The sequence below is a fragment of the Caldanaerobius polysaccharolyticus DSM 13641 genome, assembly GCF_000427425.1.
Taxonomy (GTDB): Bacteria; Bacillota; Thermoanaerobacteria; order Thermoanaerobacterales; family Caldanaerobiaceae; genus Caldanaerobius; species Caldanaerobius polysaccharolyticus.
In genome coordinates this window covers 473084-497268 of the sequence record NZ_KE386495.1, presented here as the reverse complement: position 1 = coordinate 497268, position 24185 = coordinate 473084, and the positions used below count along the sequence as shown (strand labels likewise).

The 24185-nt window shown below is 45.2% G+C and carries 25 protein-coding genes, 1 tRNA gene and 1 other annotated feature; all 26 genes read left to right on the top strand.

Annotated features, from left to right (window positions below; genetic code table 11):
• Positions 1 to 21 precede the first annotated feature (21 nt).
• A complete protein-coding gene (locus CALPO_RS0108900; protein ID WP_245589933.1) occupies positions 22 to 1122 on the top strand; it encodes a PIN/TRAM domain-containing protein in 1101 nt (366 codons plus the stop codon).
• Between the two features lie 29 nt (positions 1123 to 1151).
• On the top strand, positions 1152 to 1838 hold the full coding sequence (gene ispD / locus CALPO_RS0108895; protein ID WP_026486996.1) for a 2-C-methyl-D-erythritol 4-phosphate cytidylyltransferase: 687 nt from the start codon (positions 1152 to 1154) through the stop codon (positions 1836 to 1838).
• Between the two features lie 53 nt (positions 1839 to 1891).
• Positions 1892 to 3121 (top strand): esterase/lipase family protein, encoded by a 1230-nt coding sequence (locus CALPO_RS13680; RefSeq protein WP_051585941.1) that lies wholly within the window; start codon positions 1892 to 1894, stop codon positions 3119 to 3121.
• Between the two features lie 39 nt (positions 3122 to 3160).
• The gene (gene ispF / locus CALPO_RS0108885) at positions 3161 to 3652 is read left to right on the top strand and encodes a 2-C-methyl-D-erythritol 2,4-cyclodiphosphate synthase (RefSeq protein WP_026486995.1); all 492 of its coding nucleotides are present in this window, start codon (positions 3161 to 3163) and stop codon (positions 3650 to 3652) included.
• Positions 3649 to 5355: a proline--tRNA ligase gene (locus CALPO_RS0108880; protein ID WP_026486994.1), complete on the top strand. Its 1707-nt coding sequence runs from the start codon at positions 3649 to 3651 to the stop codon at positions 5353 to 5355. The genes ispF and CALPO_RS0108880 overlap by 4 nt, the downstream gene beginning before the upstream one ends.
• A gap of 126 nt (positions 5356 to 5481) precedes the next feature.
• Positions 5482 to 6156, top strand: a complete 675-nt coding sequence (gene cysE, locus CALPO_RS0108875; RefSeq protein WP_026486993.1) for a serine O-acetyltransferase — start codon at positions 5482 to 5484, stop codon at positions 6154 to 6156.
• The gene (cysS, locus tag CALPO_RS0108870) at positions 6143 to 7540 is read left to right on the top strand and encodes a cysteine--tRNA ligase (protein WP_026486992.1); all 1398 of its coding nucleotides are present in this window, start codon (positions 6143 to 6145) and stop codon (positions 7538 to 7540) included. Before cysE ends, cysS begins: the two co-directional genes overlap by 14 nt.
• The gene (locus CALPO_RS13675) at positions 7537 to 7899 is read left to right on the top strand and encodes a Mini-ribonuclease 3 (protein WP_218915180.1); all 363 of its coding nucleotides are present in this window, start codon (positions 7537 to 7539) and stop codon (positions 7897 to 7899) included. Before cysS ends, CALPO_RS13675 begins: the two co-directional genes overlap by 4 nt.
• 15 nt (positions 7900 to 7914) lie before the next feature.
• Entirely contained in the window at positions 7915 to 8559 is a 645-nt protein-coding gene (thyX, locus tag CALPO_RS0108860) for an FAD-dependent thymidylate synthase (protein WP_218915179.1), read from the top strand.
• 3 nt (positions 8560 to 8562) lie between these two features.
• Positions 8563 to 9300 (top strand): 23S rRNA (guanosine(2251)-2'-O)-methyltransferase RlmB, encoded by a 738-nt coding sequence (gene rlmB / locus CALPO_RS0108855; RefSeq protein ID WP_026486990.1) that lies wholly within the window; start codon positions 8563 to 8565, stop codon positions 9298 to 9300.
• A gap of 11 nt (positions 9301 to 9311) precedes the next feature.
• The gene (locus tag CALPO_RS0108850; RefSeq protein WP_026486989.1) at positions 9312 to 9824 is read left to right on the top strand and encodes an NYN domain-containing protein; all 513 of its coding nucleotides are present in this window, start codon (positions 9312 to 9314) and stop codon (positions 9822 to 9824) included.
• 88 nt (positions 9825 to 9912) lie between these two features.
• Entirely contained in the window at positions 9913 to 10557 is a 645-nt protein-coding gene (sigH, locus tag CALPO_RS0108845; protein ID WP_026486988.1) for an RNA polymerase sporulation sigma factor SigH, read from the top strand.
• A 55-nt stretch (positions 10558 to 10612) separates the two neighbouring features.
• Positions 10613 to 10688 (top strand) — tRNA-Thr (locus CALPO_RS0108840).
• Positions 10689 to 10763: 75 nt separating this feature from the next.
• The gene (gene tuf / locus CALPO_RS0108835) at positions 10764 to 11966 is read left to right on the top strand and encodes an elongation factor Tu (RefSeq protein ID WP_026486987.1); all 1203 of its coding nucleotides are present in this window, start codon (positions 10764 to 10766) and stop codon (positions 11964 to 11966) included.
• A 142-nt stretch (positions 11967 to 12108) separates the two neighbouring features.
• Entirely contained in the window at positions 12109 to 12258 is a 150-nt protein-coding gene (gene rpmG, locus CALPO_RS0108830; RefSeq protein WP_026486986.1) for a 50S ribosomal protein L33, read from the top strand.
• A 59-nt stretch (positions 12259 to 12317) separates the two neighbouring features.
• Positions 12318 to 12515 carry a preprotein translocase subunit SecE gene (gene secE, locus CALPO_RS0108825; protein ID WP_026486985.1) on the top strand — a complete coding sequence of 66 codons (198 nt, stop codon included), beginning with the start codon at positions 12318 to 12320 and terminating at the stop codon, positions 12513 to 12515.
• A 34-nt stretch (positions 12516 to 12549) separates the two neighbouring features.
• Complete coding sequence (nusG, locus tag CALPO_RS0108820) at positions 12550 to 13074, top strand: transcription termination/antitermination protein NusG (RefSeq protein ID WP_026486984.1); 525 nt, start codon at positions 12550 to 12552, stop codon at positions 13072 to 13074.
• Positions 13075 to 13111: 37 nt separating this feature from the next.
• Positions 13112 to 13537 (top strand): 50S ribosomal protein L11, encoded by a 426-nt coding sequence (gene rplK, locus CALPO_RS0108815; RefSeq protein WP_026486983.1) that lies wholly within the window; start codon positions 13112 to 13114, stop codon positions 13535 to 13537.
• A 52-nt stretch (positions 13538 to 13589) separates the two neighbouring features.
• A complete protein-coding gene (gene rplA / locus CALPO_RS0108810; RefSeq protein ID WP_026486982.1) occupies positions 13590 to 14291 on the top strand; it encodes a 50S ribosomal protein L1 in 702 nt (233 codons plus the stop codon).
• A gap of 44 nt (positions 14292 to 14335) precedes the next feature.
• Positions 14336 to 14472 (top strand) — a sequence feature (ribosomal protein L10 leader region).
• Between the two features lie 22 nt (positions 14473 to 14494).
• On the top strand, positions 14495 to 15016 hold the full coding sequence (rplJ, locus tag CALPO_RS0108800) for a 50S ribosomal protein L10 (RefSeq protein ID WP_026486981.1): 522 nt from the start codon (positions 14495 to 14497) through the stop codon (positions 15014 to 15016).
• Positions 15017 to 15038: 22 nt separating this feature from the next.
• The gene (rplL, locus tag CALPO_RS0108795) at positions 15039 to 15416 is read left to right on the top strand and encodes a 50S ribosomal protein L7/L12 (protein WP_026486980.1); all 378 of its coding nucleotides are present in this window, start codon (positions 15039 to 15041) and stop codon (positions 15414 to 15416) included.
• A gap of 259 nt (positions 15417 to 15675) precedes the next feature.
• Positions 15676 to 19410, top strand: coding sequence for a DNA-directed RNA polymerase subunit beta (gene rpoB, locus CALPO_RS0108790; RefSeq protein ID WP_035172500.1), 3735 nt, complete (start codon positions 15676 to 15678; stop codon positions 19408 to 19410).
• Between the two features lie 38 nt (positions 19411 to 19448).
• Positions 19449 to 22958, top strand: coding sequence for a DNA-directed RNA polymerase subunit beta' (gene rpoC / locus CALPO_RS0108785; protein WP_026486978.1), 3510 nt, complete (start codon positions 19449 to 19451; stop codon positions 22956 to 22958).
• A gap of 55 nt (positions 22959 to 23013) precedes the next feature.
• Positions 23014 to 23268 carry a ribosomal L7Ae/L30e/S12e/Gadd45 family protein gene (locus CALPO_RS0108780; protein WP_035172746.1) on the top strand — a complete coding sequence of 85 codons (255 nt, stop codon included), beginning with the start codon at positions 23014 to 23016 and terminating at the stop codon, positions 23266 to 23268.
• 56 nt (positions 23269 to 23324) lie between these two features.
• Positions 23325 to 23699 carry a 30S ribosomal protein S12 gene (gene rpsL / locus CALPO_RS0108775; protein WP_026486976.1) on the top strand — a complete coding sequence of 125 codons (375 nt, stop codon included), beginning with the start codon at positions 23325 to 23327 and terminating at the stop codon, positions 23697 to 23699.
• A 13-nt stretch (positions 23700 to 23712) separates the two neighbouring features.
• Positions 23713 to 24183, top strand: coding sequence for a 30S ribosomal protein S7 (rpsG, locus tag CALPO_RS0108770; protein ID WP_026486975.1), 471 nt, complete (start codon positions 23713 to 23715; stop codon positions 24181 to 24183).
• Positions 24184 to 24185 lie beyond the last annotated feature (2 nt).

The window sequence follows — 24185 nt, the reverse complement described above, 5'->3', positions numbered from 1 at the left end:
GTTAATAATAAGAGGGAGGTGATGATATTGAAAAAGGTTGTTAGAATAGCGGTTGCCCTTTTGGGCATTTTGGGAGGTTATGAGCTTACTGCGTGGATTCTGGTAGTTACAGCGCTTAGAGACAGCATTGTAAAGGCCAATTCGCTCTGGTATCTCGGCTTTTTGTCTATAGGCGCACTTATCGGTGGGTTTGTTTTTTATTTAATAACGCCTGGCATTATTCAAGGGTGTAAACGGTTGTCAACAGGTTTTGAGAAAGTTCTTCAGAGGGCGGCCATAAACGATATAATTTTAGGAGTTGCAGGACTGATATTGGGCCTTACTATAGCAAATCTCATCAGCAGTCCTTTTGTTAGAATACCTTATGTAGGTTATATAGTGCCCGTGGTAATGAACCTCTTGTTTGCGTATATCGGCGTAGAAGTGGCGGTGAAAAAGAAAGAGGAGATATTAAATTTTGTCAGCACGTTTAGAAAGAACAGAGAAAAATCCGTAAAGGAAGATGGTCTGGCGCCAAAGTTGCTTGACACCAGTGTTATAATTGACGGGAGGATTTTTGATATATGCAAGACGGGATTTATAGAAGGGCCTATTGTAATACCCAGCTTTGTCCTAGAAGAGCTCAGACATATAGCGGATTCATCGGACACTTTAAAGAGGAACAGGGGCAGAAGGGGCCTTGACATATTGAATCGCATGCAAAAAGAGTTGAACGTAAGGGTGGACATATTTGAAAAGGACTTTGACGATGTGGTGGAAGTGGACAATAAGCTTTTAAAACTGGCTCAGATGTTAAAAGGGAAGGTTATTACCAACGATTACAATCTGAATAAAGTAGCTCAGTTTCAAGGGGTACCTGTTTTGAATATAAATGAGCTTTCCAATGCGGTAAAACCATTGGTGTTGCCGGGCGAAGACATGAGGGCATTGATCATAAGAGAGGGCAAGGAGAGCGGGCAGGGGGTTGCGTACCTTGACGACGGGACCATGATCGTCGTAGAAGGAGGTAGAAACCATATAGGCGAGAATGTCGCTATAACTGTGACCAGTGTACTGCAGACAGCGGCGGGCAGAATGATTTTTGCCCGTTTGAAATCAGACGCTCAGGAAAAAGTGATTTAATTTAAGAGACCATTGGAGGAGAGAAGAAGTTGAAGGTATGTGCGCTTATAATGGCTGCGGGCAAAAGCCGTAGGATGAATTCGGGACTAAACAAGGTATTTATGTCCGTCCAGGGTAAACCTGTTATCGTGTATTCGCTGGAAGTTATAAAAAATGCGGGCATTGACGACGTGCTTGTGGTTGTATCTGAGGAGGATCTGGAATTTTGCAGGGATAATATCCTCAAAGGATATGATGTAAGGTATGCCATAGGCGGTTCGGAGAGGCAGTATTCGGTTTACAACGGGCTTATGGCATTGAAGGGAACAGGCTGCGATATAGTGCTAATACACGACGGCGCTAGGCCTTTTATAACCGAATCTCTTGTAAAGAAGTCCATAGAGGCGGCAGTGGATTGTGGTGCGGCCGCTGTAGGGGTAAAAGTAAAGGATACCATAAAGGTAGTCAAGAATGGCTATATAGAGTGTACTCCGCCGAGAGAATGCCTTTGGGCGGTGCAGACTCCTCAGGTTTTTAAATACGAGCTGATTTTAAAGGCCCATCAGAAAGCTCAACAGGAGGGTTTTATATCTACCGACGATGCCGTTCTGGTTGAAAGGGTTGGCGCAAAGGTCAGGATGATAGAGGGGTCCTACAGCAACATAAAGATTACCACTCCTGAGGATATACATATTGCTGAGGCCCTGGCTTTAAAAAGCCTATACGACAAGAGATAACGGGCGCATGTAAATAGACAGGCGCATATAATGTATCTGAGGTGGTAGTATATATGCTGCCTGTTGTTTTTTTGCCGGGTATTTTTGGATCAGTTCCCCTTTTAGGCGGTCGTTGGAGCTTTGGACCATCTGCATTGTACTATAAGCCCGTTATACAGGCTATGAAAAAAGCGGGCGTACACGTGGAAGTAGCTTTTTACAGCTGGTGGAAGAACAATTTATACTCTGCTCAAAAGTACCTGGTACCTGCTATTAATAGGGCTCTTAAGTTCGGCGAAAGCGATAAGGTGGTCCTGCTATGCCACAGCATGGGGGGCATAGTTGCCAGGAGTTACGTCCAATCGGACTTTTATAGAAACGATGTAAAGAGGATAATAATGCTCTCTACCCCTAATGAAGGATCGGCCAACGCTTATTACCCATGGGAGGGAGGTCAGGTACCGCCTTCGCCTTACGAGGACTTTGGCAATATGCTCTATACCGGTTTTGTATGGATTATAAGCAGGATAGCGGGTAAACCTGTGACGTATGAGCTGATAAGAGAGTATGTTCCGTCGATAAAAGAGTTGCTTCCTGCATCCGCTTATGGCAGTTATCTTTTTGAATGCGGCCGATGGGGGAATATCCCTTTGTTTATACCTCAATCCGGGATGAAGGAAAGAAATGAGCACTTAAATTTTTTAAATGACAGCGTTGGAATCATAAGAAAACGAGGGATTGATGTATTCTGCTTTAATGGGAAAGGGTATTACACAAACAAGTTCATCCAGGTGGATACCGGGTTTAATGGCAAAGATGGATTGTGGGCTGATGGTAAGCCTATGGCTGAAATCAGGTCCAGCATGGGAGATGGTACAGTTCTCGTATCAAGCTCTAAATACGAATTTGACAGCATGACTCTCAGCACGTCCCATATGGGAATCCTCAAAGACGGCATACCTTACGTTTTAAAACAACTGGATGTAAGTAAATTGCCTGAAATACCATGGGATAAAGTTATGCTAAAGGATCCAGTAGCGTATATAGTCGATAAGATGTCATCCAGGAGAAAGCTACTTAAAGATTGCCACGATGTGCTAGGTAGGTTTGAATGGGGCGTCGTGGATGGCCGCGAAGAGTTTACGGTGGATATACCTGTGTCAGGACAAGACATGTGCCTTTACGCTTATAATAGCATAGGAGGGACTCAGACTGATTTAAAGCTTAGAGATTCCAAATGCAGTTTACACAAGGTCTTGATAAAGAGGCAAAAAGGGCTAAAGCCTATAATTGAAATGCTATGAGAAAAATGGTACAATAAAGGAACAGAAATGGAGGTTATTATGCGGGTTGGTATAGGTTTTGATGCCCACAGGTTTGAAAAAGGCAGGAAGCTGATACTGTGCGGTGTAGATATTCCCTATGACATGGGACTTTTGGGCCATTCCGATGCGGATTGCCCCTTGCATGCCCTCATAGACGCTATGTTCGGCGCCGCGGCTATGGGGGATATAGGTACCCATTTCCCCGATAGAGATGAGGCGTACAGGGGCATATCCAGCATGTTGCTTCTCAAAATGGCCAGCGACAGATTGAGGGAAAAGAACTTTTGCGTCAACAATTGCGATATTACGATTATAGCTCAAAAGCCAAGGCTGGCGCCTTATATCGACAGGATGAGGGCAAATATAGCTGAGGTATTAGGCATACCTTTGCTGCATGTGAGCGTAAAGGCTACTACTACAGAAGGCCTTGGCTTTACAGGTCGCCAGGAAGGTATAGCCTGTCTGGCAACAGTGAGTATAAGAGAGATGGATGAGGAGGTTAAAGGATGAGACTGACACAGCTGTTTATGCCCACATTGAGAGAGATACCTGCGGAAGCCGAGATTACCAGCCACAGGCTTATGTTGCGGGCAGGTTTAATGAGAAAACTGGCTGCAGGTGTGTACATATACCTTCCGCTGGGTTATCGAGTCCTGAAAAAAATAGAGAATATCGTGCGAGAGGAGATGGACAGGGCTGGCGCGCAGGAGGTGTTGATGCCTGCTATAATACCTTCAGAGCTTTTAAGGCAATCGGGCAGATGGGACGTGTTTGGACCTGATATGTTCAGGTTTAAAGATAGGCATGAGAGGGATTTCTGCCTGGGACCCACCCATGAAGAAGTCTTTACGTATTTGATGAAGGAGCTCACATCTTACCGCGACTTGCCCAAAATACTCTACCAGATCCAGACGAAGTACAGGGATGAGAAAAGACCTCGCTTTGGCGTTATTCGTAGCCGCGAGTTTATCATGAAAGACGCTTATAGCTTTGATGTGGATTGGGAAGGGCTTGATGCGTCTTTTAATAAAATGCATGACGCGTACTGCAGGATATTTGATAGGTGCGGCCTTAAATACAGGGCTGTACAGGCTGACTCGGGCGCTATGGGTGGCAAAGAGTCTAGCGAGTTTATGGTGATGTCGGAGATCGGGGAAGATGAGATAGCGCTGTGTGAAAAATGCGATTACGCAGCCAACGTAGAGAGGGCTCAATCCAAACCTGATGTAAAAGAGAGACAACCCGAAAAACCACTGCAGATGGTTGCCACTCCTGGTGTCAGGACGATAGAAGAATTGATAAGATTTTTTGGCACGACGCCGGACAATTTTGCTAAAACCCTTATTTACACCGTAAAAGGCGAGGTCATTGCCGTAATGGTGAGGGGGGACAGAGAGGTTAACGAAGTAAAACTGATTAACATCCTCCAGTGTACGGAAAATGACCTTAATATGGCTCAGGAGGATTTGGTGAGGAATGTGACGGGGGCTGAAGTAGGATTTGCGGGCCCCATAGGACTTAAAGCGGATAGGATCATCGTCGATGAGGAAGTAACGTATATGTCCAATTTCATAATAGGTGCCAATAGAACTGGTTATCATTACGTAAACGCCAATTACGGAAGGGATTTCAAAGGGGATTTGGTTGCAGATGTGAGAAAGGTGAGCCAGGGCGACGTATGCGTTAAATGCGGTGGCAGGCTTTCTGTTTCCAGCGGTATTGAAGTAGGGCATATTTTTAAGCTGGGTACCAAGTACAGCGAAGCTCTAGGCGCAAAATACCTCGATGAAAACGGCCAGGAACACGTTATGGTTATGGGAAGTTATGGGATAGGGATTAACAGAATAATGGCGGCGATTATAGAGCAAAATAGTGATGAAAACGGCATCATATGGCCTATGGCTGTAGCACCCTATCACGTGATAGTGGTTCCTGTAAATTCCGCTGATCCTGTCCAGGCTTCTGCTGCTGAAGATATATATAATACCCTTTGCCAGAACGGCGTGGAGGTATTGCTGGATGACAGGGACGAGAGAGCAGGGGTTAAATTTAAAGACGCAGATCTCATAGGGATTCCCATAAGGGTTACTGTAGGTAAAAAGGCCAAGGATGGGCTGGTGGAGGTAAAGATGAGAAAGACCGGTGAATCGGTAGATGTGGCTATAGGTGAGGTTTTAGGATACATAAAGGGCCAGGTTCAAAGGGAAATGTAGATAAAAGGCTTCTATTGATATGCTTTAAGAGGATGTGGTATAATTTAATCGGCGGTAAACCCGTCTCGGGGTGAGACGGGCTTTAATTTTAGCTATAAAAGGGCTATAAAAGGGGGGAATTAAGGCATGAAGTTTATAGATGAGCTTAAAGAGGACATAAAGGCCGTTTTTGAAAGAGACCCTGCGGCTAAGAGCATACTGGAAGTGATATTGTGCTATCCAGGGCTTCACGCTATAATACTTCACAGGCTGGCTCACTTTTTGTACAATAAAGGGCTGGTTATATTGCCAAGGCTTATTTCTGAATTTAGCCGGTTTATAACAGGTATTGAAATACACCCTGGAGCTAAAATAGGAAGGGGTTTGTTTATAGATCACGGTATGGGCGTGGTTATAGGGGAAACCACGGAGATAGGCGACAATTGCACCATATATCAAGGGGTGACATTAGGAGGGACAGGTAAAGACAAAGGCAAGCGGCATCCCACCATAGGGAATAACGTGGTAATAGGCGCTGGTGCTAAGGTACTGGGACCTTTTAAAGTGGGAGATAACTCCAAAATAGGGGCGGGTGCGGTGGTCTTAAAAGAGGTTCCCCCTAACTCAACGGTAGTAGGCGTGCCTGGAAAGGCCGTGAGGAAATGCGGTGTGCAGGTCAAAAAAAATGAGGTGGATCTGGAGCACAATAAATTGCCTGATCCTGTGGAGCATGAAATCGAATACTTGAGGCACAGGATTGAATTGCTGGAAAAGCGAATAAGTGAACTGGAAGGAGGAAAGCGCAGCGATGAAGCTATATAATACCATGACGGGACAAAAAGAAGAGTTTGTGCCATTAAGGCCTGGGGAGGTGACTATGTACGTCTGCGGCCCTACTGTGTATAACTATTTTCACGTGGGCAATGCCAGGGTATTTGTGGTTTTTGATGTGGTCAGAAGGTATTTGGAGTACCGCGGCTACAAGGTTACTTACGTTCAGAATTTTACAGATATAGACGATAAGATGATCAAAAGGGCCAATGAAGAGGGGACTACAGTAAAGGAGCTGGGGGATAGGTTTATTAAGGAATACTTTGACGATGCGGAGGCGCTGGGCATAAAAAGGGCCACATACCATCCCAGGGCGACGGAGAATATAGACAATATTATAGAATTTATAAAGAAGCTCATTGACAGGGGGTATGCTTACGTCGCTGGAGGCGATGTGTATTTTGACGTGAGCAAATTCGGTGATTACGGTAAATTGTCCCATAAAAACATCGACGAGCTGATATCAGGGGCGAGGATTGATGTAAACGAGTTGAAGGACGATCCGCTGGATTTTGCGCTGTGGAAAGCTCAAAAGGAAGGAGAACCTGGTTGGGAAAGCCCATGGGGAGTGGGCAGGCCAGGATGGCATATCGAGTGCTCGGTTATGGCCAATACTTTCTTGGGACAGACTATAGATATACACGCAGGAGGGCCTGATCTGGTTTTTCCCCATCACGAGAACGAAATAGCCCAGAGCGAAGCGGCCAACGGCCGACCTTTTGCCAGGTACTGGATGCATGTGGGGTTTTTAAATGTAAACAATGAAAAGATGTCCAAATCAAAAAACAACTTCTTTACGGTAAGGGAATTAAGGGAGAAGTACGATCCTGAGATCATCAGGTTTTTTATACTCACATCCCATTACAGGAGTCCTTTAAATTTCAGCCTGGAATTATTGGATCAGGCAAAAAATGGCCTTGACAGGCTGTATAACGGGCTTGAGAACATCAAGTTTTTTATGAACAGAGGGGCTGAAGGACGAGAATATACTGCTGAGGAAAGGGGCTTTACAGACAGGGTCGACGGATATAGGGACAGGTTTGTCCAGGTAATGGATGACGATTTTAATACAGCGGACGCTATAGCGGTGATATTTGAGCTAATAAGGGAATGCAATAGCTTTTTAAAAGAAGGCATCCATAAGCAAGTAGCAAAGAAGGCTTATGATGTGTTGATGGAGCTTTGCGGTGTTTTAAACATCCTCGAGGATAAAGAACAAGTGGTGGACGAAGACATCAGGAGGCTTATAGAGGAGAGGCAGAAGGCGCGAGCTGAGAGGAATTGGGCCTTGGCTGATAAAATAAGGGATCAGCTCAGGGATATGGGGATAATTTTGGAAGACACGCCTTCAGGTGTAAGATGGAAGCGCGTATGATGCCGCCTTTAGCCCTGGCCTACATAGGGGACTGCGTGTACGAGCTTTACGTAAGGGAAAAGCTCTTGTCTAGCGGGATAACAAGCGTACGTCAGCTTCACGACAAGGCTATAAGTTACGTGAACGCCAAAGGCCAGGCTGAAAGGCTTAAAAAGATAATGGACCTTCTGACAGAAGAAGAGCGTGATATTATAAAGAGGGGACGCAATGCCAAATCTGCTACAGTTCCCAAAAACGCCAATGTGCTGGATTACAGGTATGCCACAGGGCTGGAAGCCCTTATAGGGTATTTGTATTTGAGCGGAAATGTGAACAGGTTGATGTTTTTGCTGGATCGCTTGATCGGCGATGTAGATTGATGGGATGGGAGATGGATGAAGGTGGACGTAAAGCTATTGGCAATAACGCCGAATTTTTTAAAGATGATATGGGTTGCGGCGCGTACGTGTAAAAGCCATAAAACCCCTTATGAGCTTTGGTGCGAACAGCCTGATGAGGGCGATATGCTAAGGCTGGCGCGAAACATTATAAACTCAGGCCATCTCAGTGTGTTAGAGCACTGTGCCATGACCTTTGGGGTATCAGGGGTTTCTAGAGCTCTGCTGGCCCAGTATACCAGGCACAGGATAGGCGTTAGCATATCCGTGCAATCTCAAAGGGCGGTATCCGAGGCTTCTTCAAAAAATCAAGGGATATTTGAGCACGTGATACCTGATAGCATAAGAGACAGGGAAGATGCCAGAAAGGCCTTTGAAGAGGAGATAAAGCGCATACAGCAGTGCTATGATTACCTTAAAGCCATAGGCATAAAAAATGAGGACGCTAGGTTTATATTGCCCAATGCCTCTACTACAAATTTTGTCACTACATTGAACTTAAGGTCTTTGCTGGACGTGTATCAAAAGCGGGTAGTAGTGCCAGGAGCTCAGTGGGAGATTAAAGCCATGCTCAAAAAGATGGCAGCGCTGGTGGTGGAAAAAGAGCCGTGGTTAAAGGAATTTTTTAGCGATGAGGGGTAATCCATGAGTGAAGAGTTTTATATTGCGGGAAAAAACGCGGTTATGGAAGCTTTAAAGGCCGATGAGAATATTGATAAATTGTACGTGGCCAATGGGATTGGAGGCCATTTCATAGAGGAAATTTTGGCACTGGCCAGGGATAAGGGGATACCTGTGCAAAGGGTAAATAAGAAAAAGCTAGATGATATTTGCCCTGGTAAACATCAGGGGATTGTAGCAAAGGCTCCTCCCTATAAGTACAAAAGCGTAGAGGATATACTGAAAGAGGCAAGGGATAAGGGGGAAGAACCCTTTGTAATTGTGCTAGACAGCATACAGGACCCTCAGAATTTAGGATCTGTACTCAGGACTGCTGACGCCTGTGGCGTCCACGGCGTCATTATACCCAAAAACAGGGCAGTGGGTATTACCCCTGCTGTGGTCAAAGCATCGGCAGGGGCCATAGAATACGTGCCGGTGGCTAAAGTGACAAATATCGCCAGGACGCTGAATGAGTTAAAGCAGGCCGGCCTGTGGATAATAGGTGCGGATATGAATGGCCCAGTAGACTATTGCGATGCTGATCTTAAAGGGCCCATAGGTCTTGTGGTAGGCAGTGAAGGCATGGGCATGAGGCGGCTTGTGAAGGAGAGTTGCGATGTGCTGGTTAAAATACCTATGGTAGGCAGCATAAACTCACTTAACGCTTCTGTGGCGGCTGCGATATTGATGTACGAGGTCTTCAGGCAAAGAAAACATTAAAGGGTGTTACAATGGAGGAAGTTCTTTTTGTAGATGGATACAACATAATAAATGCCTGGCCTGAGCTAAAAAAATTAAGTAAGATAAGTCTGGAACTGGCGCGGCAGGAACTTATCAACAGTATGGTAGAGTACAGCGCGTATAAGGGTATAGAAGTTTTTGTCGTGTTTGATGCTTTTCACGTAAAAGACTGCGCCAGTCGCATTGAGGAAGTCAAAGGGGTTAAAGTGGTGTTTTCAAAGTATGGCGAGACAGCTGACCATTACATAGAGAAGAGCGTGGCAAAGTACGTAAAAAGCGGACGCGCGGTGAAGGTTGCCACATCGGATTGGGTGGAACAGCAGGTTATCATGGCTCAAGGGGCAATAAGGGTGTCTGCTTCTGAGCTTGTAGAAGAACTAAAGAGGTTTAAAGAGAGCGTATCTGAAAAAATTCGCAGCCGTCAGGATGACAGCAATACCCTATGGGATAATATTTCCCCCGAGGTACTGGAAAAGTTAAAAAAGATGCGAAATAGAAACTGATGTTCACTTGACTATTTTTTTATAACAAATATAATATAAAATGTGAACGTGTATTGCCTTGTCTACAATTCTAGTGGGGGCGATATTATTGAAGTCTGAAGCTCAAAATAACGACACTAACTTCTATGATAATGAGCCTGATGAAGATATAGTACTCAGGGCGCAAAAGGGCGATAAGAAGGCATTTGATAAGCTATTTAACAAATACAGCGGTATAGTAAAGGCCAAGGCAAGAGCGTATTTCCTTATTGGCGCTGAAAAAGAAGATATAATACAAGAGGGCATGATAGGTCTTTTTAAAGCGATACGCGATTACAAGTTGGACAAGCTCACCTCGTTTAGAGCTTTTGCTGAGATGTGTATAACGAGGCAGATAATAACGGCTATAAAAACGGCGACCAGGCAAAAACATTTGCCTTTAAACTCTTACGTTTCTCTTAATAAGCCGGTATACGAAGAAGAATCTGAGAGAACACTTCTTGATTTGATAGCTGGGGAAAGGGTTTGCGACCCTGAAGAATTGCTGATAAGCAGAGAGGAGTATAACGGGATAGAGAGCAAGCTCAATGAAATGTTGAGCGATCTGGAAAGCGAAGTCTTAGCGTATTATTTACAAGGCAAATCGTATCAGGAAATCGCTGTGGGAATGGATCGACACGTTAAATCCATTGACAATGCCCTACAGAGGGTAAAGAGAAAACTAGAAAAATATCTAGAAGAAAGGGCTAAGTAGAGTAATTTTAAGTATTGACATAGATGTAAAAAAGTTATATACTAATACCTGTGATGCCCATGTAGCTCAGTCGGTAGAGCGTCGCCTTGGTAAGGCGGAGGTCACCGGTTCAAGTCCGGCCGTGGGCTCCATATGTGTATTTTTGTTTTTACATAACAAGAAACGCCCGGAAGGGTTTATTTTGTTAGGTGATAGGAGGAAAGGATATGGCAAAAGCGCATTATGAGAGGACGAAACCCCATATAAACGTGGGTACGATAGGGCACGTAGACCATGGGAAGACGACGTTGACAGCGGCGATAACAGCGGTGTTAGCGACACAGGGCAAAGCGGTAAAGACAGCGTACGACGAGATAGATAAAGCGCCAGAGGAGAAGGCAAGGGGTATAACGATAAACACGGCGCACGTAGAGTACGAGACAGAGAAGAGGCATTACGCGCACGTGGACTGCCCTGGTCACGCTGACTACGTAAAGAACATGATAACAGGTGCGGCACAGATGGACGGAGCGATACTGGTAGTATCAGCGGCAGACGGTGTTATGCCGCAGACGAGGGAGCACATACTGCTGGCGAGACAGGTAGGAGTGCCGTATATAGTAGTATTCATGAACAAGTCAGACATGGTAGACGACGCGGAGTTATTAGAGATAGTGGAGATGGAAGTAAGAGACCTGTTGAACGAGTACGAGTTTCCAGGAGACGACACGCCGATAGTGACAGGATCAGCGTTAAAGGCGTTAGAGTGCGGTTGTGGGAAGAGAGAGTGCCAGTGGTGCGGGAAGATATGGGAGTTAATGGATGCAGTTGACTCGTACATTCCGACGCCGCAGAGGGAGACAGACAAACCGTTCCTGATGCCGATAGAGGACGTATTTACGATAACAGGAAGAGGTACGGTAGTAACAGGAAGGGTAGAGAGAGGTACGTTAAAAGTAGGAGAAGAGGTAGAGATAGTAGGGTTATCGCCTGAGAGGAAGAAGACGGTAGTAACAGGAGTAGAGATGTTCAGGAAGATATTAGACGAAGCGCAAGCAGGAGACAACATAGGAGTATTGTTAAGAGGCGTACAGAGGGAAGAGGTAGAGAGAGGACAGGTATTGGCGAAGCCAGGGACGATACATCCGCACACGAAGTTTACGGCGCAGGTATACGTGCTAACGAAAGAAGAGGGAGGAAGGCACACGCCATTTTTCAACGGGTACAGGCCGCAGTTTTACTTTAGGACGACGGACGTAACGGGGACGATACAGTTACCCGAGGGAGTAGAGATGGTAATGCCAGGAGACAACGTGACGATGACGGTAGAGCTGATAACGCCGATAGCGATAGAGGAAGGTTTGAGGTTTGCTATAAGGGAAGGCGGAAGAACAGTAGGAGCAGGTACGGTGTCTTCAATAATTGAGTAAAGCAACAGGGCCAGTAAGTGGCCCTGTGATTTTATATTGACAATAATTCGGTTTTGTGTTAGATTAAATAAGTAAATGTATAATAGCGGATATGACTCTGCATTGAGTATATAGCAGGCGATGCAGTAGGAGGTGTTTAAGGGTGAGAGTAAGAGTTGTATTGGAGTGTACAGAATGCCACCAGAGGAATTACAATACGACTAAAAATAAAAAGAATGATCCTGATCGATTGGAGTTAAAAAAATATTGCAGGTTTTGCAGACATCATACGGTCCACAGGGAGACCAGGTAATTTGGGATGATTTAGTATAATAATATGATTATTGGTAAAAATATTAAGGATGTGTTCGTATGGCAGGTATGACAAAGGGGATATCGAAATTTTACAGAGAAGTAAGGGCTGAGATGAAAAAGGTTACATGGCCCACCAGGGATCAGATATTTCAATATACGGTGCTTATACTGGCGTTGATTGCTGCATTGACATTGGTATTCTGGTTAGCAGATTCGGTTTTTGTCTTTTTACTGAGTAAAATATTAGGTGTATAAGGAGGTAGGACCTTTTTAAAAGGCCCTTTAAGTTATGAATGAGGAAAATAAAGCCAGGTGGTATGTTATTCATACGTATTCCGGTTACGAAAATAAAGTGAAGACTAACCTTGAAAAGACTGTTGAAAACAGGAAATTACACGATAAAATATTTGATATCGTCGTTCCTGTAGAAGAGAGTGTTGAGGTCAAAGACGGCAAGAAAAAAGTTACTCAAAAGAAGACTTTTCCGGGATATGTTTTAATAAAAATGGTGATGAACGACGATACCTGGTACGTGGTGAGGAATACCAGGGGTGTAACGGGTTTTGTAGGCCCAGGATCAAAGCCTGTGCCGCTTTCTGACGCTGAGGTAAAAGCCCTGGGAATTAAAGATAGACCCCCTGTTATAGATTTAAAGGTGAACGATAGCATAAAAGTCGTCTCGGGGCCGCTGGAGAACTTCATAGGTATTGTGCAGGAAATAGATCCAGAAAAGCGTAAAATAAAAGTTCTGGTGTCTATGTTTGGAAGAGAGACTCCGGTAGAGGTGAATTTTGATCAAGTGGAAAAAGTGTGAGAGCATAGAGAGAATAAGCTAATTAGGAGGTGTTAACATGGCCAAAAAGGTAGCTGCAATAGTTAAACTACAGATTCCAGCTGGAAAAGCTACACCAGCTCCCCCGGTCGGACCGGCTTTGGGTCAGCATGGTGTGAATATAGTGGGCTTCTGCAAAGAGTTTAATGAAAGAACCGCATCTCAAGCGGGTCTTATAATACCTGTGGTCATCACCGTATATGCTGATAGGTCTTTTAGTTTCATAACCAAGACACCGCCTGCATCGGTTTTGATTAAAAAAGCGTGTGGTATAGAATCAGGATCACCACAACCTAATAAACAGAAGGTGGCAAAGTTATCTAAGGATAAGCTAAGAGAGATTGCTGAGCTTAAAATGCAGGATTTAAATGCCAGCAGCATTGAAGCTGCTATGAAGATGATCGCGGGAACTGCGAGAAGTATGGGTGTGGAAATAGTAGATTGAGGACTTTAGTGGGAGGAAATATCCGCTATAACCACAAGGAGGGAATGGTATAATGCCTAAGAGAGGTAAGGCTTATTTGGAGAGCGCAAAGCTCATCGACAGGAGCAAGTTATACGATCCTAAGGAAGCGCTGGACCTGGTGCTAAAGACAGCAAAAGCCAAATTTGACGAGACTATAGACCTGGCAGTGCGCCTGGGTGTTGACCCGAGGCATGCTGATCAGCAGGTAAGGGGTACTGTGGTATTGCCCCATGGCACTGGAAAGACGAAAAGAGTTCTGGTGTTTGCTAAAGGCGATAAGGCAAAAGAGGCTGAAGAAGCGGGAGCTGACTACGTAGGAGCAGAAGATTTGATCGAAAAGATACAAAATGAGAATTGGTTAGATTTTGACGTGGTAGTTGCTACACCTGATATGATGGGAGCAGTAGGTAGGTTAGGTAGAATACTGGGGCCTAAGGGTTTGATGCCCAACCCTAAAGCTGGTACAGTTACTTTTGAAGTGGGTAAAGCAGTAAAAGAGATAAAAGCAGGTAAGATTGAATACAGGGTTGATAAGACCTCCATTATCCATGTCCCCATTGGAAAAAAGTCTTTTGGCGTAGAGAAGCTGGCAGATAACTTTGTCGCTATTATAGATGCTATAGAGAAAGCAAGGCCTGCTGCGGTAAAAGGGCAGTATATAAAGAGCATTGTCCTTTCGTCTACAATGGGCCCTGGGGTAAAGGTCAATCCCGCAAGGGCTAAGGCGATATGATGTTGACAGGGTATATGTATTGTGTTAAAATACCTTTGTTTGGGACAACTCAATAAAGGCGACCGTAGACTGCAGGTGACTGAGTTCATAATGAGATTTTTAAAATCTCGCCTGCTGAGGTTTGAGAGGATGATTGATAAAGGCCTCACCATGTCTACGGGAGGCCTTTAATTATTGAGAGCCGTACGGGAGGAGGTGTTTTATTGCTAAGCAGAGAGGAAAAAGCTCGTATGGTAGAGGAGCTTAAAGAGAGATTGTCCAGTGCCCAGGCAGCTATATTGGTGGATTATAAAGGGATAAACGTAGAAGATGATACTAAGCTGAGAAGGGAATTAAGGCAGGCGGGGGTAGAGTATAAAGTTGTTAAAAATACCTTGCTGAGCAGAGCTGCAAAAGAGGCGGGATATGACGCACTATTACAGTATCTGGAAGGTCCTACGGCTGTTGCTTGGGGAATTGAAGATCCTGTAGCGCCTGCTAGGGTTTTGTACAATTACGCCAAGGATCATGAGAATTTTAAATTTAAAGTAGGGATATTGCAGGGCACCATTATTGGCGTGGATGATATAGTAAACCTGGCAAAATTGCCGTCCAAACAAGAATTGATAGCAAAAGCTTTAGGCTCTATGAATGCACCAATAACCAATTTTGTTGGGGTTCTTAGCGCCACTTTGCGAAATTTTGTTTATGTGCTAAATGCCATTAAAGAAAAGAAATCCGCGTAAAAATCAATAGGAGGTAGAGTTTATGAGCAAAGAAGAAATCTTAGAGGCAATAAAAGGTATGACAGTTCTGGAGTTGTCAGAACTGGTTAAAGCATTGGAAGAGGAGTTTGGCGTTAGCGCTGCGGCTCCTGTGGCTGTTGCTGCAGCTCCTGCAGCTGGAGCTGGTGCAGCTCCCGCGGCTGAGGAGAAGACAGAATTTGATGTAATATTGAAGGATGTAGGAAGCGAGAAAATAAAAGTTATAAAAGTCGTAAGGGAAATCACAGGCTTAGGATTAAAAGAAGCCAAGGACTTGGTAGACTCAGCTCCCAAGCCGATAAAAGAAGGCGCCAGCAAAGAGGAAGCCGAGCAGATAAAAGCGAAACTCGCCGAAGTTGGCGCAACAGTAGAGTTGAAGTAAGATTTGAGCTGAACATAGGTATAAAGAGGTATATCCTTAAGGGTATGCCTCTTTAATTATTTTGAACACATTAAAGTTGACGCTGTTGACATATGTACATAGTTATGATAAAATATTTAAATGCATTCGTATAAGATAATTTAAAAAGTATAATTTTTGTGAATATTTGTTAGCTGTTTCGGAAAAAATACATAATATAGATTTACGTCCTATCTGCGTAACATAAATTTCCTTTTAAGTTATAAGAGGTGATATTTTCATGGTAAAGGTGCATCCTGTAAAGATGGGCAGCAAGGAGCGTATGAGTTTTTCAAAAATCGACGAAGTTATAGACATGCCTAACCTCATCGAAGTGCAGAAAAATTCTTATAAGTGGTTTTTAGAAGAGGGGCTTAGAGAGGTTTTAAGGGATATATCCCCTATTGAGAGCTTTTCGGGCAATCTGATTTTGGAATTTGTCGATTATTCTCTTGACGAAACCCCTAAGTACACGGTGGAAGAGGCAAAGGAAAGGGATACTACTTATTCCACGGCCATGAGGGTGAAAGTGCGCCTTACTAACAAGGAGACAGGTGAAATAAATGAACAGGAGATTTTCATGGGCGATTTTCCTCTCATGACCGAAAACGGTACATTCATTATAAACGGCGCAGAAAGGGTTATAGTGACGCAGCTGGTGAGATCCCCTGGAGCGTACTACGATGTGACCATTGATAAGACAGGGAAAAAATTGTATTCTGCTACATTGATTCCTAATAGAGGCGCATGGCTGGAGTATGAGACAGACTCTAACGACGTGATTTCTGTCAGGATAGATAGGACGAGAAAAATGCCCATTACTGTGTTAATAAGGGCTTTAGGCTTTGGGACAGACCAGCAGATACTGGATTTGTTTGGCGAAGACGAGAGATTAAAGTCTACCATGGACAAGGATGGCACAAAGAATCAGGAAGAAGCGCTTTTGGAGATATACAAGAGGCTGAGACCTGGAGAGCCGCCCACGGTAGACAGTGCCAGGTCCCTTTTAAACTCCCTTTATTTTGACCCTAGAAGATATGATCTGGCCAAAGTGGGAAGGTATAAGTTTAATAAAAAACTATCCCTGGCGAGCCGCATTGCAGGTTATAGGTCAGCGAGGAAAATCGTTGATCCTCTAGACGGACAGGTAATTGTGGACGAAAATGAGGTCATTTCTAGAGAGAAAGCTAACTTTATCCAGGACATAGGCATTAACGAAGTGGAGATAAAGGTAGAAGATAAGGTAGTTAAGGTTATAGGCAACAACACCGTGGACATCAACACGTACAGGATACCTATAGACAAGAGCAAATTGAATTTAAAGGAAAGGGTATATCTGCCTGTGCTGCTGGATATCCTGGCGACTAACGACACTGAGGAAGAGATTATAGCCGAGATAAACAACAGGATATCAGAGCTTATACCCAAGTATATAACCGTTGATGATATAATCGCGTCCATAAGCTACCACTTGGGGCTGTTTGAGGGCATAGGCAATGTGGACGATATCGACCATTTAGGCAATAGAAGGCTTAGGGCTGTAGGTGAGTTGTTGCAAAACCAATTCAGGATAGGTATGGCCAGGATGGAAAGGGTTATAAGGGAGAGGATGACCATACAGGATATGGATGTGGTCACACCCAGTACCCTGATCAACACAAGGCCGGTAGTGGCTGCCATAAAAGAATTCTTTGGAAGCAGCCAGCTTTCACAGTTTATGGATCAGACCAACCCCCTTTCAGAGTTGACTCATAAGAGGAGGTTGAGCGCTTTAGGGCCTGGCGGGTTGAGCCGCGATAGAGCTGGCTTTGAAGTAAGAGATGTTCATCATTCCCACTACAGCAGGATGTGCCCTATAGAGACGCCCGAAGGACCTAACATAGGATTAATCGGCGCATTGGCTACATACGCCAGAATAAATGAGTACGGTTTCATAGAGGCTCCTTATAGGAAGGTGGACAAGGAAAAAGGCATTGTCACCAACGAAATAGTGTATATGACAGCGGATGTGGAGGATGAGTGTATAATAGCGCAGGCCAATGAGCCCCTGGACGAAGAAGGGCATTTTATCAACGAGAGGGTAACGGCGAGGTCCAAAGAGGACGTTATAGTTGTGCCCAGCTCTAAAGTAGACTACATGGACGTATCTCCTAAACAAATCGTGTCTGTAGCTACTGCTATGATTCCATTTTTGGAAAACGACGATGCTAACAGGGCTCTGATGGGAGCAAATATGCAGAGGCAGGCCGTACCTCTGTTGGTGACGGAAGCACCTATAGTGGGAACAGGCATGGAGTATAAGGCTGCAGTGGACTCAGGCGCTGTGGTTATCGCTAAAAACAGCGGTGTTGTAACTAGGGTTACTGCTGATGAGATAGTTATTAAGCGCGATGACGGTGGTACAGATAGGTATAAGCTGCAAAAGTTTAAACGGTCTAATCAGGGCACGTGCATAAATCAGAGGCCGATAGTGAGAAAACATCAAAGAGTGGTAAAGGGCGACGTTATAGCCGATGGTCCCTCTACCGATCACGGCGAGATATCCCTGGGCAGAAATATACTGGTGGGATTTATGCCGTGGGAAGGCTATAATTACGAGGACGCCATACTGATAAGCGAGAAGTTGGTAAAAGAGGACATACTTACTTCCATCCATATAGAGGAATACGAGATTGAGGCAAGGGACACCAAGTTAGGCCCTGAAGAGATCACCAGAGATATACCTAATGTGAGTGAGGATGCACTGAAAAACCTCGACGAAAGGGGCATTGTGAGGATAGGAGCTGAGGTTAACGCCGGCGATATATTAGTAGGCAAGGTTACGCCCAAAGGGGAGACGGAGCTCACAGCGGAAGAAAGGCTTTTGAGGGCGATTTTTGGCGAGAAGGCCAGAGAGGTTAGGGACAATTCCCTGCACGTACCCCACGGTGAATCAGGTATAGTGGTTGACGTTAAGATATTCACCCGTGCTAACAACGATGAGTTACCACCTGGTGTAAACGAGCTGGTAAGGGTGTACGTAGCTCAGAAGAGGAAGATATCCGTAGGAGATAAGATGGCCGGTAGGCATGGTAATAAAGGTGTTATATCCAGGATATTGCCTGAAGAAGACATGCCCTTTTTGCCCGATGGTACGCCTCTTGAGATCGTCTTGAATCCTCTGGGAGTACCTTCCCGTATGAATATCGGTCAGGTGCTGGAAGTGCATCTGGGCCTCGCAGCAAAGGCCAAGGGCTGGTATGTGGCGACACCTGTTTTTGACGGTGCTTCAGAGGAAGAGATACAGGAGCTGTTGAGCGAGACGGGATATACCCCTGACGGCAAGATACAGCTGCGCGATGGCAGAACCGGAGAGTACTTTGACAACAAAGTGACTGTGGGCTATATGTACATGTTAAAATTGCATCATCTCGTCGACGATAAAATGCACGCAAGGTCTACAGGTCCTTATTCCCTGGTCACTCAACAGCCGTTGGGAGGTAAGGCTCAGTTTGGAGGGCAGCGGTTTGGCGAGATGGAGGTATGGGCTCTGGAGGCCTATGGCGCTGCTCATACGCTGCAGGAGATTTTAACGGTAAAGTCGGATGACACCATAGGTAGGGTAAAAACCTATGAGGCCATTGTAAAAGGCGAGAATATACCAGAACCTGGCATACCGGAATCTTTCAAGGTGCTGATAAAAGAGTTCCAGAGCCTGGCTTTGGATGTGAAGGTGTTAACAGAGAACAACCAGGAGATATCCCTTAAAGAGTTTGAAGAGGATGATGAAGACGTCGAGGATATCAACATCAATATAGAAGAGCTAGGCGATATGTCCAAGCAGGAATACGAAGAAGGCGGGGAGGAAGAGGAAGAAAGCGAAAGCAGCGAAGGTGATGATTTTGACTTTGACGCCATGGATATCGACGAATTGGAAATCCCCGATGGCGACCTGGGCGATAGCTATTTAGACGACGATTTTCATGGAACTATTTAGTGCAATAAAGAGGTTTAAGAAGGGAGAGAAACTCCTTGATGGATATTTTACAAAATTTTGATGCAATAAGGATAGGGCTTGCTTCACCTGAAAAGATAAGGGAATGGTCAAGAGGTGAAGTCAAAAAGCCTGAGACCATAAATTACAGGACGCTAAAGCCCGAAAAAGACGGATTGTTTTGCGAGAGAATATTTGGGCCCACCAAGGACTGGGAATGCCATTGTGGCAAGTATAAGAGAATAAGGTACAAGGGAGTAGTATGCGATCGGTGTGGAGTAGAAGTTACCAGGTCCAAGGTGCGAAGAGAGCGCATGGGGCACATTGAACTGGCTGCCCCTGTGTCGCACATCTGGTATTTTAAAGGAATACCCAGTAGAATGGGACTGATACTGGATATGTCGCCTAGGGCTCTGGAAAAAGTACTGTATTTTGCGGCATACGTAGTAATCGACCCAGGAGATACTCCTCTTATGAAGAAACAGGTTCTCACCGAAAAAGAGTACAGGGAGAACCTGGATAAATACGGTCATAGGTTTAGAGCGGGTATGGGCGCTGAAGCTATAAAAGAACTGCTTCAGGAGATAGACCTTGACGCCCTTTCAAAGGAGCTGAGAAATGAGCTTAAAAACAGCACAGGGCAAAAGCGCATAAGGATTTTGCGCAGGTTGGAGGTCGTAGAGGCTTTTAGAAAGTCAGGCAACAGACCTGAATGGATGATACTGGACGTAATCCCTGTTATACCGCCGGATTTAAGGCCTATGGTTCAATTGGACGGCGGCCGATTTGCCACGTCGGATTTAAACGACCTGTACCGCAGGGTGATAAACAGAAACAACAGGTTAAAGAGGCTTTTGGACCTGGGTGCACCTGAGATCATCGTGAGAAATGAGAAGCGGATGCTGCAGGAGGCCGTGGACGCCCTTATAGATAATGGAAGACGGGGCAGGCCAGTAACAGGGCCTGGAAACAGGCCGTTAAAGTCCCTATCAGATATGCTCAAGGGTAAACAGGGACGGTTCAGGCAGAATCTGTTGGGCAAACGCGTGGATTATTCAGGGCGTTCGGTTATTGTGGTAGGGCCTGAGCTTAAGCTGTATCAGTGTGGATTGCCTAAAGAGATGGCTTTGGAGCTCTTTAAGCCCTTTGTGATGAAGAAAATAGTGGATAAAGGCCTTGCCCACAATATAAAAAGCGCCAAGAGGATGGTTGAGAAAGTAAGGCCAGAGGTGTGGGATATACTGGAGGAGGTCATAAAGGATCACCCTGTCTTGCTCAACAGAGCTCCTACCCTTCACAGATTGGGAATACAGGCATTTCAGCCAGTCCTGGTAGAAGGAAGGGCTATAAAGCTACATCCTTTGGTTTGTACTGCTTATAACGCTGACTTTGACGGAGACCAGATGGCAGTACACGTGCCCCTTTCAGTAGAAGCCCAGGCTGAGTCCAGATTTTTGATGCTGGCAGCAACCAATATACTCAAGCCTCAAGACGGCAAGCCCGTGATGGTTCCTACCCAGGATATGGTGTTAGGGTGTTATTACCTCACAGGAGATAGGGACGGCGAAAAAGGCGAAGGAAAGGTGTTCTCATCGGTTGATGAGGTTTTAATGGCGTATCAGTTGGGCGAAATAGGTATACATGCTAAGATCAAAGTAAGAGTAAAAAAAGAGATAGATGGCCAGATCAGGTACGGTATAATCGATGCAACGCCGGGAAAGCTGATTTTTAACGAAGCCATCCCCCAGGACTTAGGGTTTGTGGATAGGAGCAAACCTGGAAACGAGTTTAAGCTTGAGATAGACTTTTTGGTAGATAAGAAAATGCTGGGGGTTATCCTTGATCGGTGCTATAGAAAATATGGTCCTACCAAGACCGCTGAAGTACTTGACAAGATAAAGGCATTGGGTTATAAATACTCTACAAAAGGGGCGATAACCGTCAGCGTTTCAGATATAGAGATACCTGAGGAAAAACCCAAGATTTTGGAACAAGCGGAAAAGGAGATAGAGAGGATAGAAAAGCTCTTCAGGAGAGGTTTGATATCTGATGAAGAGCGATACGAAAGGGTCATCGATACGTGGAATAGAGCGACAGAAGAGGTAACGGAAGCGCTGATGAACCACCTGGATAGGTTTAATCCTATATTTATGATGGCTCATTCAGGTGCGAGAGGAAGCAAGAACCAGATAAGGCAGTTAGCTGGCATGAGGGGCCTCATGGGTAATCCCTCGGGTAGGATTATAGAGTTGCCCATCAGGTCTAATTTCAGAGAAGGGCTTACATCACTGGAGTTCTTTATCTCAACCCATGGAGCTAGAAAAGGATTAGCGGATACGGCGTTGAGAACAGCTGACTCCGGTTACCTCACCAGGAGGTTGGTAGATGTAAGCCAGGATGTGATAGTGAGGGAAGAGGACTGCGGTACCGATGAAGGCATTTACGTTTCAGCGTTTAAAGACGGCAACGAGGTAATTGAGAAGCTCGAGGATAGAATAATAGGAAGAACGGCAGCAGAAGATGTAGTACATCCTGCTACAGGCGAGATCATCGTGGCTAAAAACCAGGAGATAAAGGAAGATGCGGCAAAGAAGATAATCGATGCTGGCATCCAACGGGTGAAGATAAGATCGGTTCTCACATGCAAATCCCGATTAGGAATATGCGCTAAATGCTATGGAAGGGATCTGGCTACAGGCAATCCCGTCAACATAGGGGAAGCTGTAGGCATAATAGCAGCCCAGGCTATAGGAGAGCCTGGTACACAGCTCACCATGAGGACGTTCCATACAGGTGGCGTTGCCGGTGCCGATATCACCCAGGGTCTTCCCAGGGTTGAAGAGCTTTTTGAAGCCCGAAAGCCAAAGGGATTGGCGATTATATCTGAGATCCCTGGAGTAGTGAAGGTCAATGAGACCAAGAAAAAGCGGGAAGTAGTGGTAACCAACAATGAGATACCTGATTCCAGAACCTATTTGATCCCCTATGGAGCTAAGCTGAAGGTGACCGATGGACAGATAGTAGAAGCCGGTGACGAATTAACCGAGGGTTCTGTAAATCCCCACGACATCCTGCGCATAAAAGGAGTAGAAGCGGTTCAAACCTATTTGCTGCAAGAAGTTCAGAGGGTTTACAGGTTACAGGGCGTGGAGATAAACGATAAGCACATAGAGATAATAATAAGGCAGATGCTCAAAAAGGTAAAAATAGAAGATGAAGGCGACACAGATTTCCTGCCTGGCAGCCTTGTGGACATAAACGAGTTTAATGACGAAAACAAGAGAGTTGAGGAAAAAGGCGGTCGAAAGGCAGTGGCAAAGCCTACAATACTGGGTATCACTAAAGCGGCGTTGGCTACAGATTCTTTCCTGTCGTCTGCTTCGTTCCAGGAGACGACCAGGGTGCTCACCGATGCGGCTATAAAGGCTAAATTAGATCCTCTCATCGGTCTTAAAGAAAATGTGATTATAGGAAAGCTGATACCGGCAGGTACCGGCTTATCCAGGTACAGAAACATCAATATCAAGACCAACAATGATGTTGACATGTGATAATGTAGATGATAGAATATAAAAGTGTGTAAATTATGAGGGAGGATATATGAAAATGCCTGATCGGCCACTTCGGTTGTTAAAGAGTGAAAAAAAGGCAATAGGTGCAAAGCAGACGAGAAAGGCAATTGAAGCAGGCCTTGCTAAAGAGGTGTATATTGCTAAAGACGCTGAACACCATGTGGTGGAAAGGATAATTGAGCTGTGCAGGGAAAAGGCGATAAATATCGTGTATATAGATACCATGGATGAATTAGGTGAACTATGCGGTATAGATGTAGGGGCAGCATCTATTGCTGTATTGGAGTAACAAAAATTACCCCACATTGGGGTAATTTTTGTTGACATTTGGAAGGAGGTGTAAGGATGCCAACACTCAATCAGCTTGTGAGAAAGGCGAGAAAAAAAGTCGCTGAAAAATCTGCATCACCGGCACTTCAGGGCAATCCTCAGAAGAGAGGCGTGTGTACAGTGGTAAAGACTGTAACGCCCAAAAAGCCTAACTCTGCGCTCAGGAAGGTGGCAAGGGTAAGGCTTACCCATGGAGTAGAGGTTACGGCTTATATTCCAGGTATCGGCCATAACCTACAGGAGCACTCGGTTGTATTGGTCAGAGGTGGTAGGGTTAAAGATCTGCCTGGTATAAGGTATAAGATTATAAGAGGGGCACTGGATGCTGCAGGTGTTGCTAACAGGTTCCAGGGAAGATCAAAGTACGGTGCGAAAAAACCTAAAAAGTAAAGGAGGGAGATGAATGCCGCGAAAAGGTTATAAAAGGCGCTATACCACGATGCCCGACCCCGTCTACGGCAGCTATAAAGTGGCGAAGCTCATAAACAAAACCATGTACGATGGCAAGAAGAGCCTGGCTCAGAAAATCGTATATGGAGCATTCGATATAATAAGGGAAAAAACAGGAAGAGATCCTGTGGAGGTTTTTGAAGAGGCGCTGAACAATGTAATGCCTGTTCTTGAAGTGAGGCCCAGAAGGGTGGGCGGTGCCACATACCAGGTGCCGATGGAGGTAAGGCCAGAGAGAAGGCAGTCCTTGGGCATAAGATGGCTGGTGGAATACGCGCGGGAGAGAAAAGGCAGAAACATGAAGGAGAAATTGGCTGCAGAGATTTTAGATGCGCTGAACAATACAGGGGGCAGCGTCAAGAAAAAAGAGGACACCCACAAAATGGCGGAAGCGAATAAGGCATTTGCACACTACAGGTGGTAGCA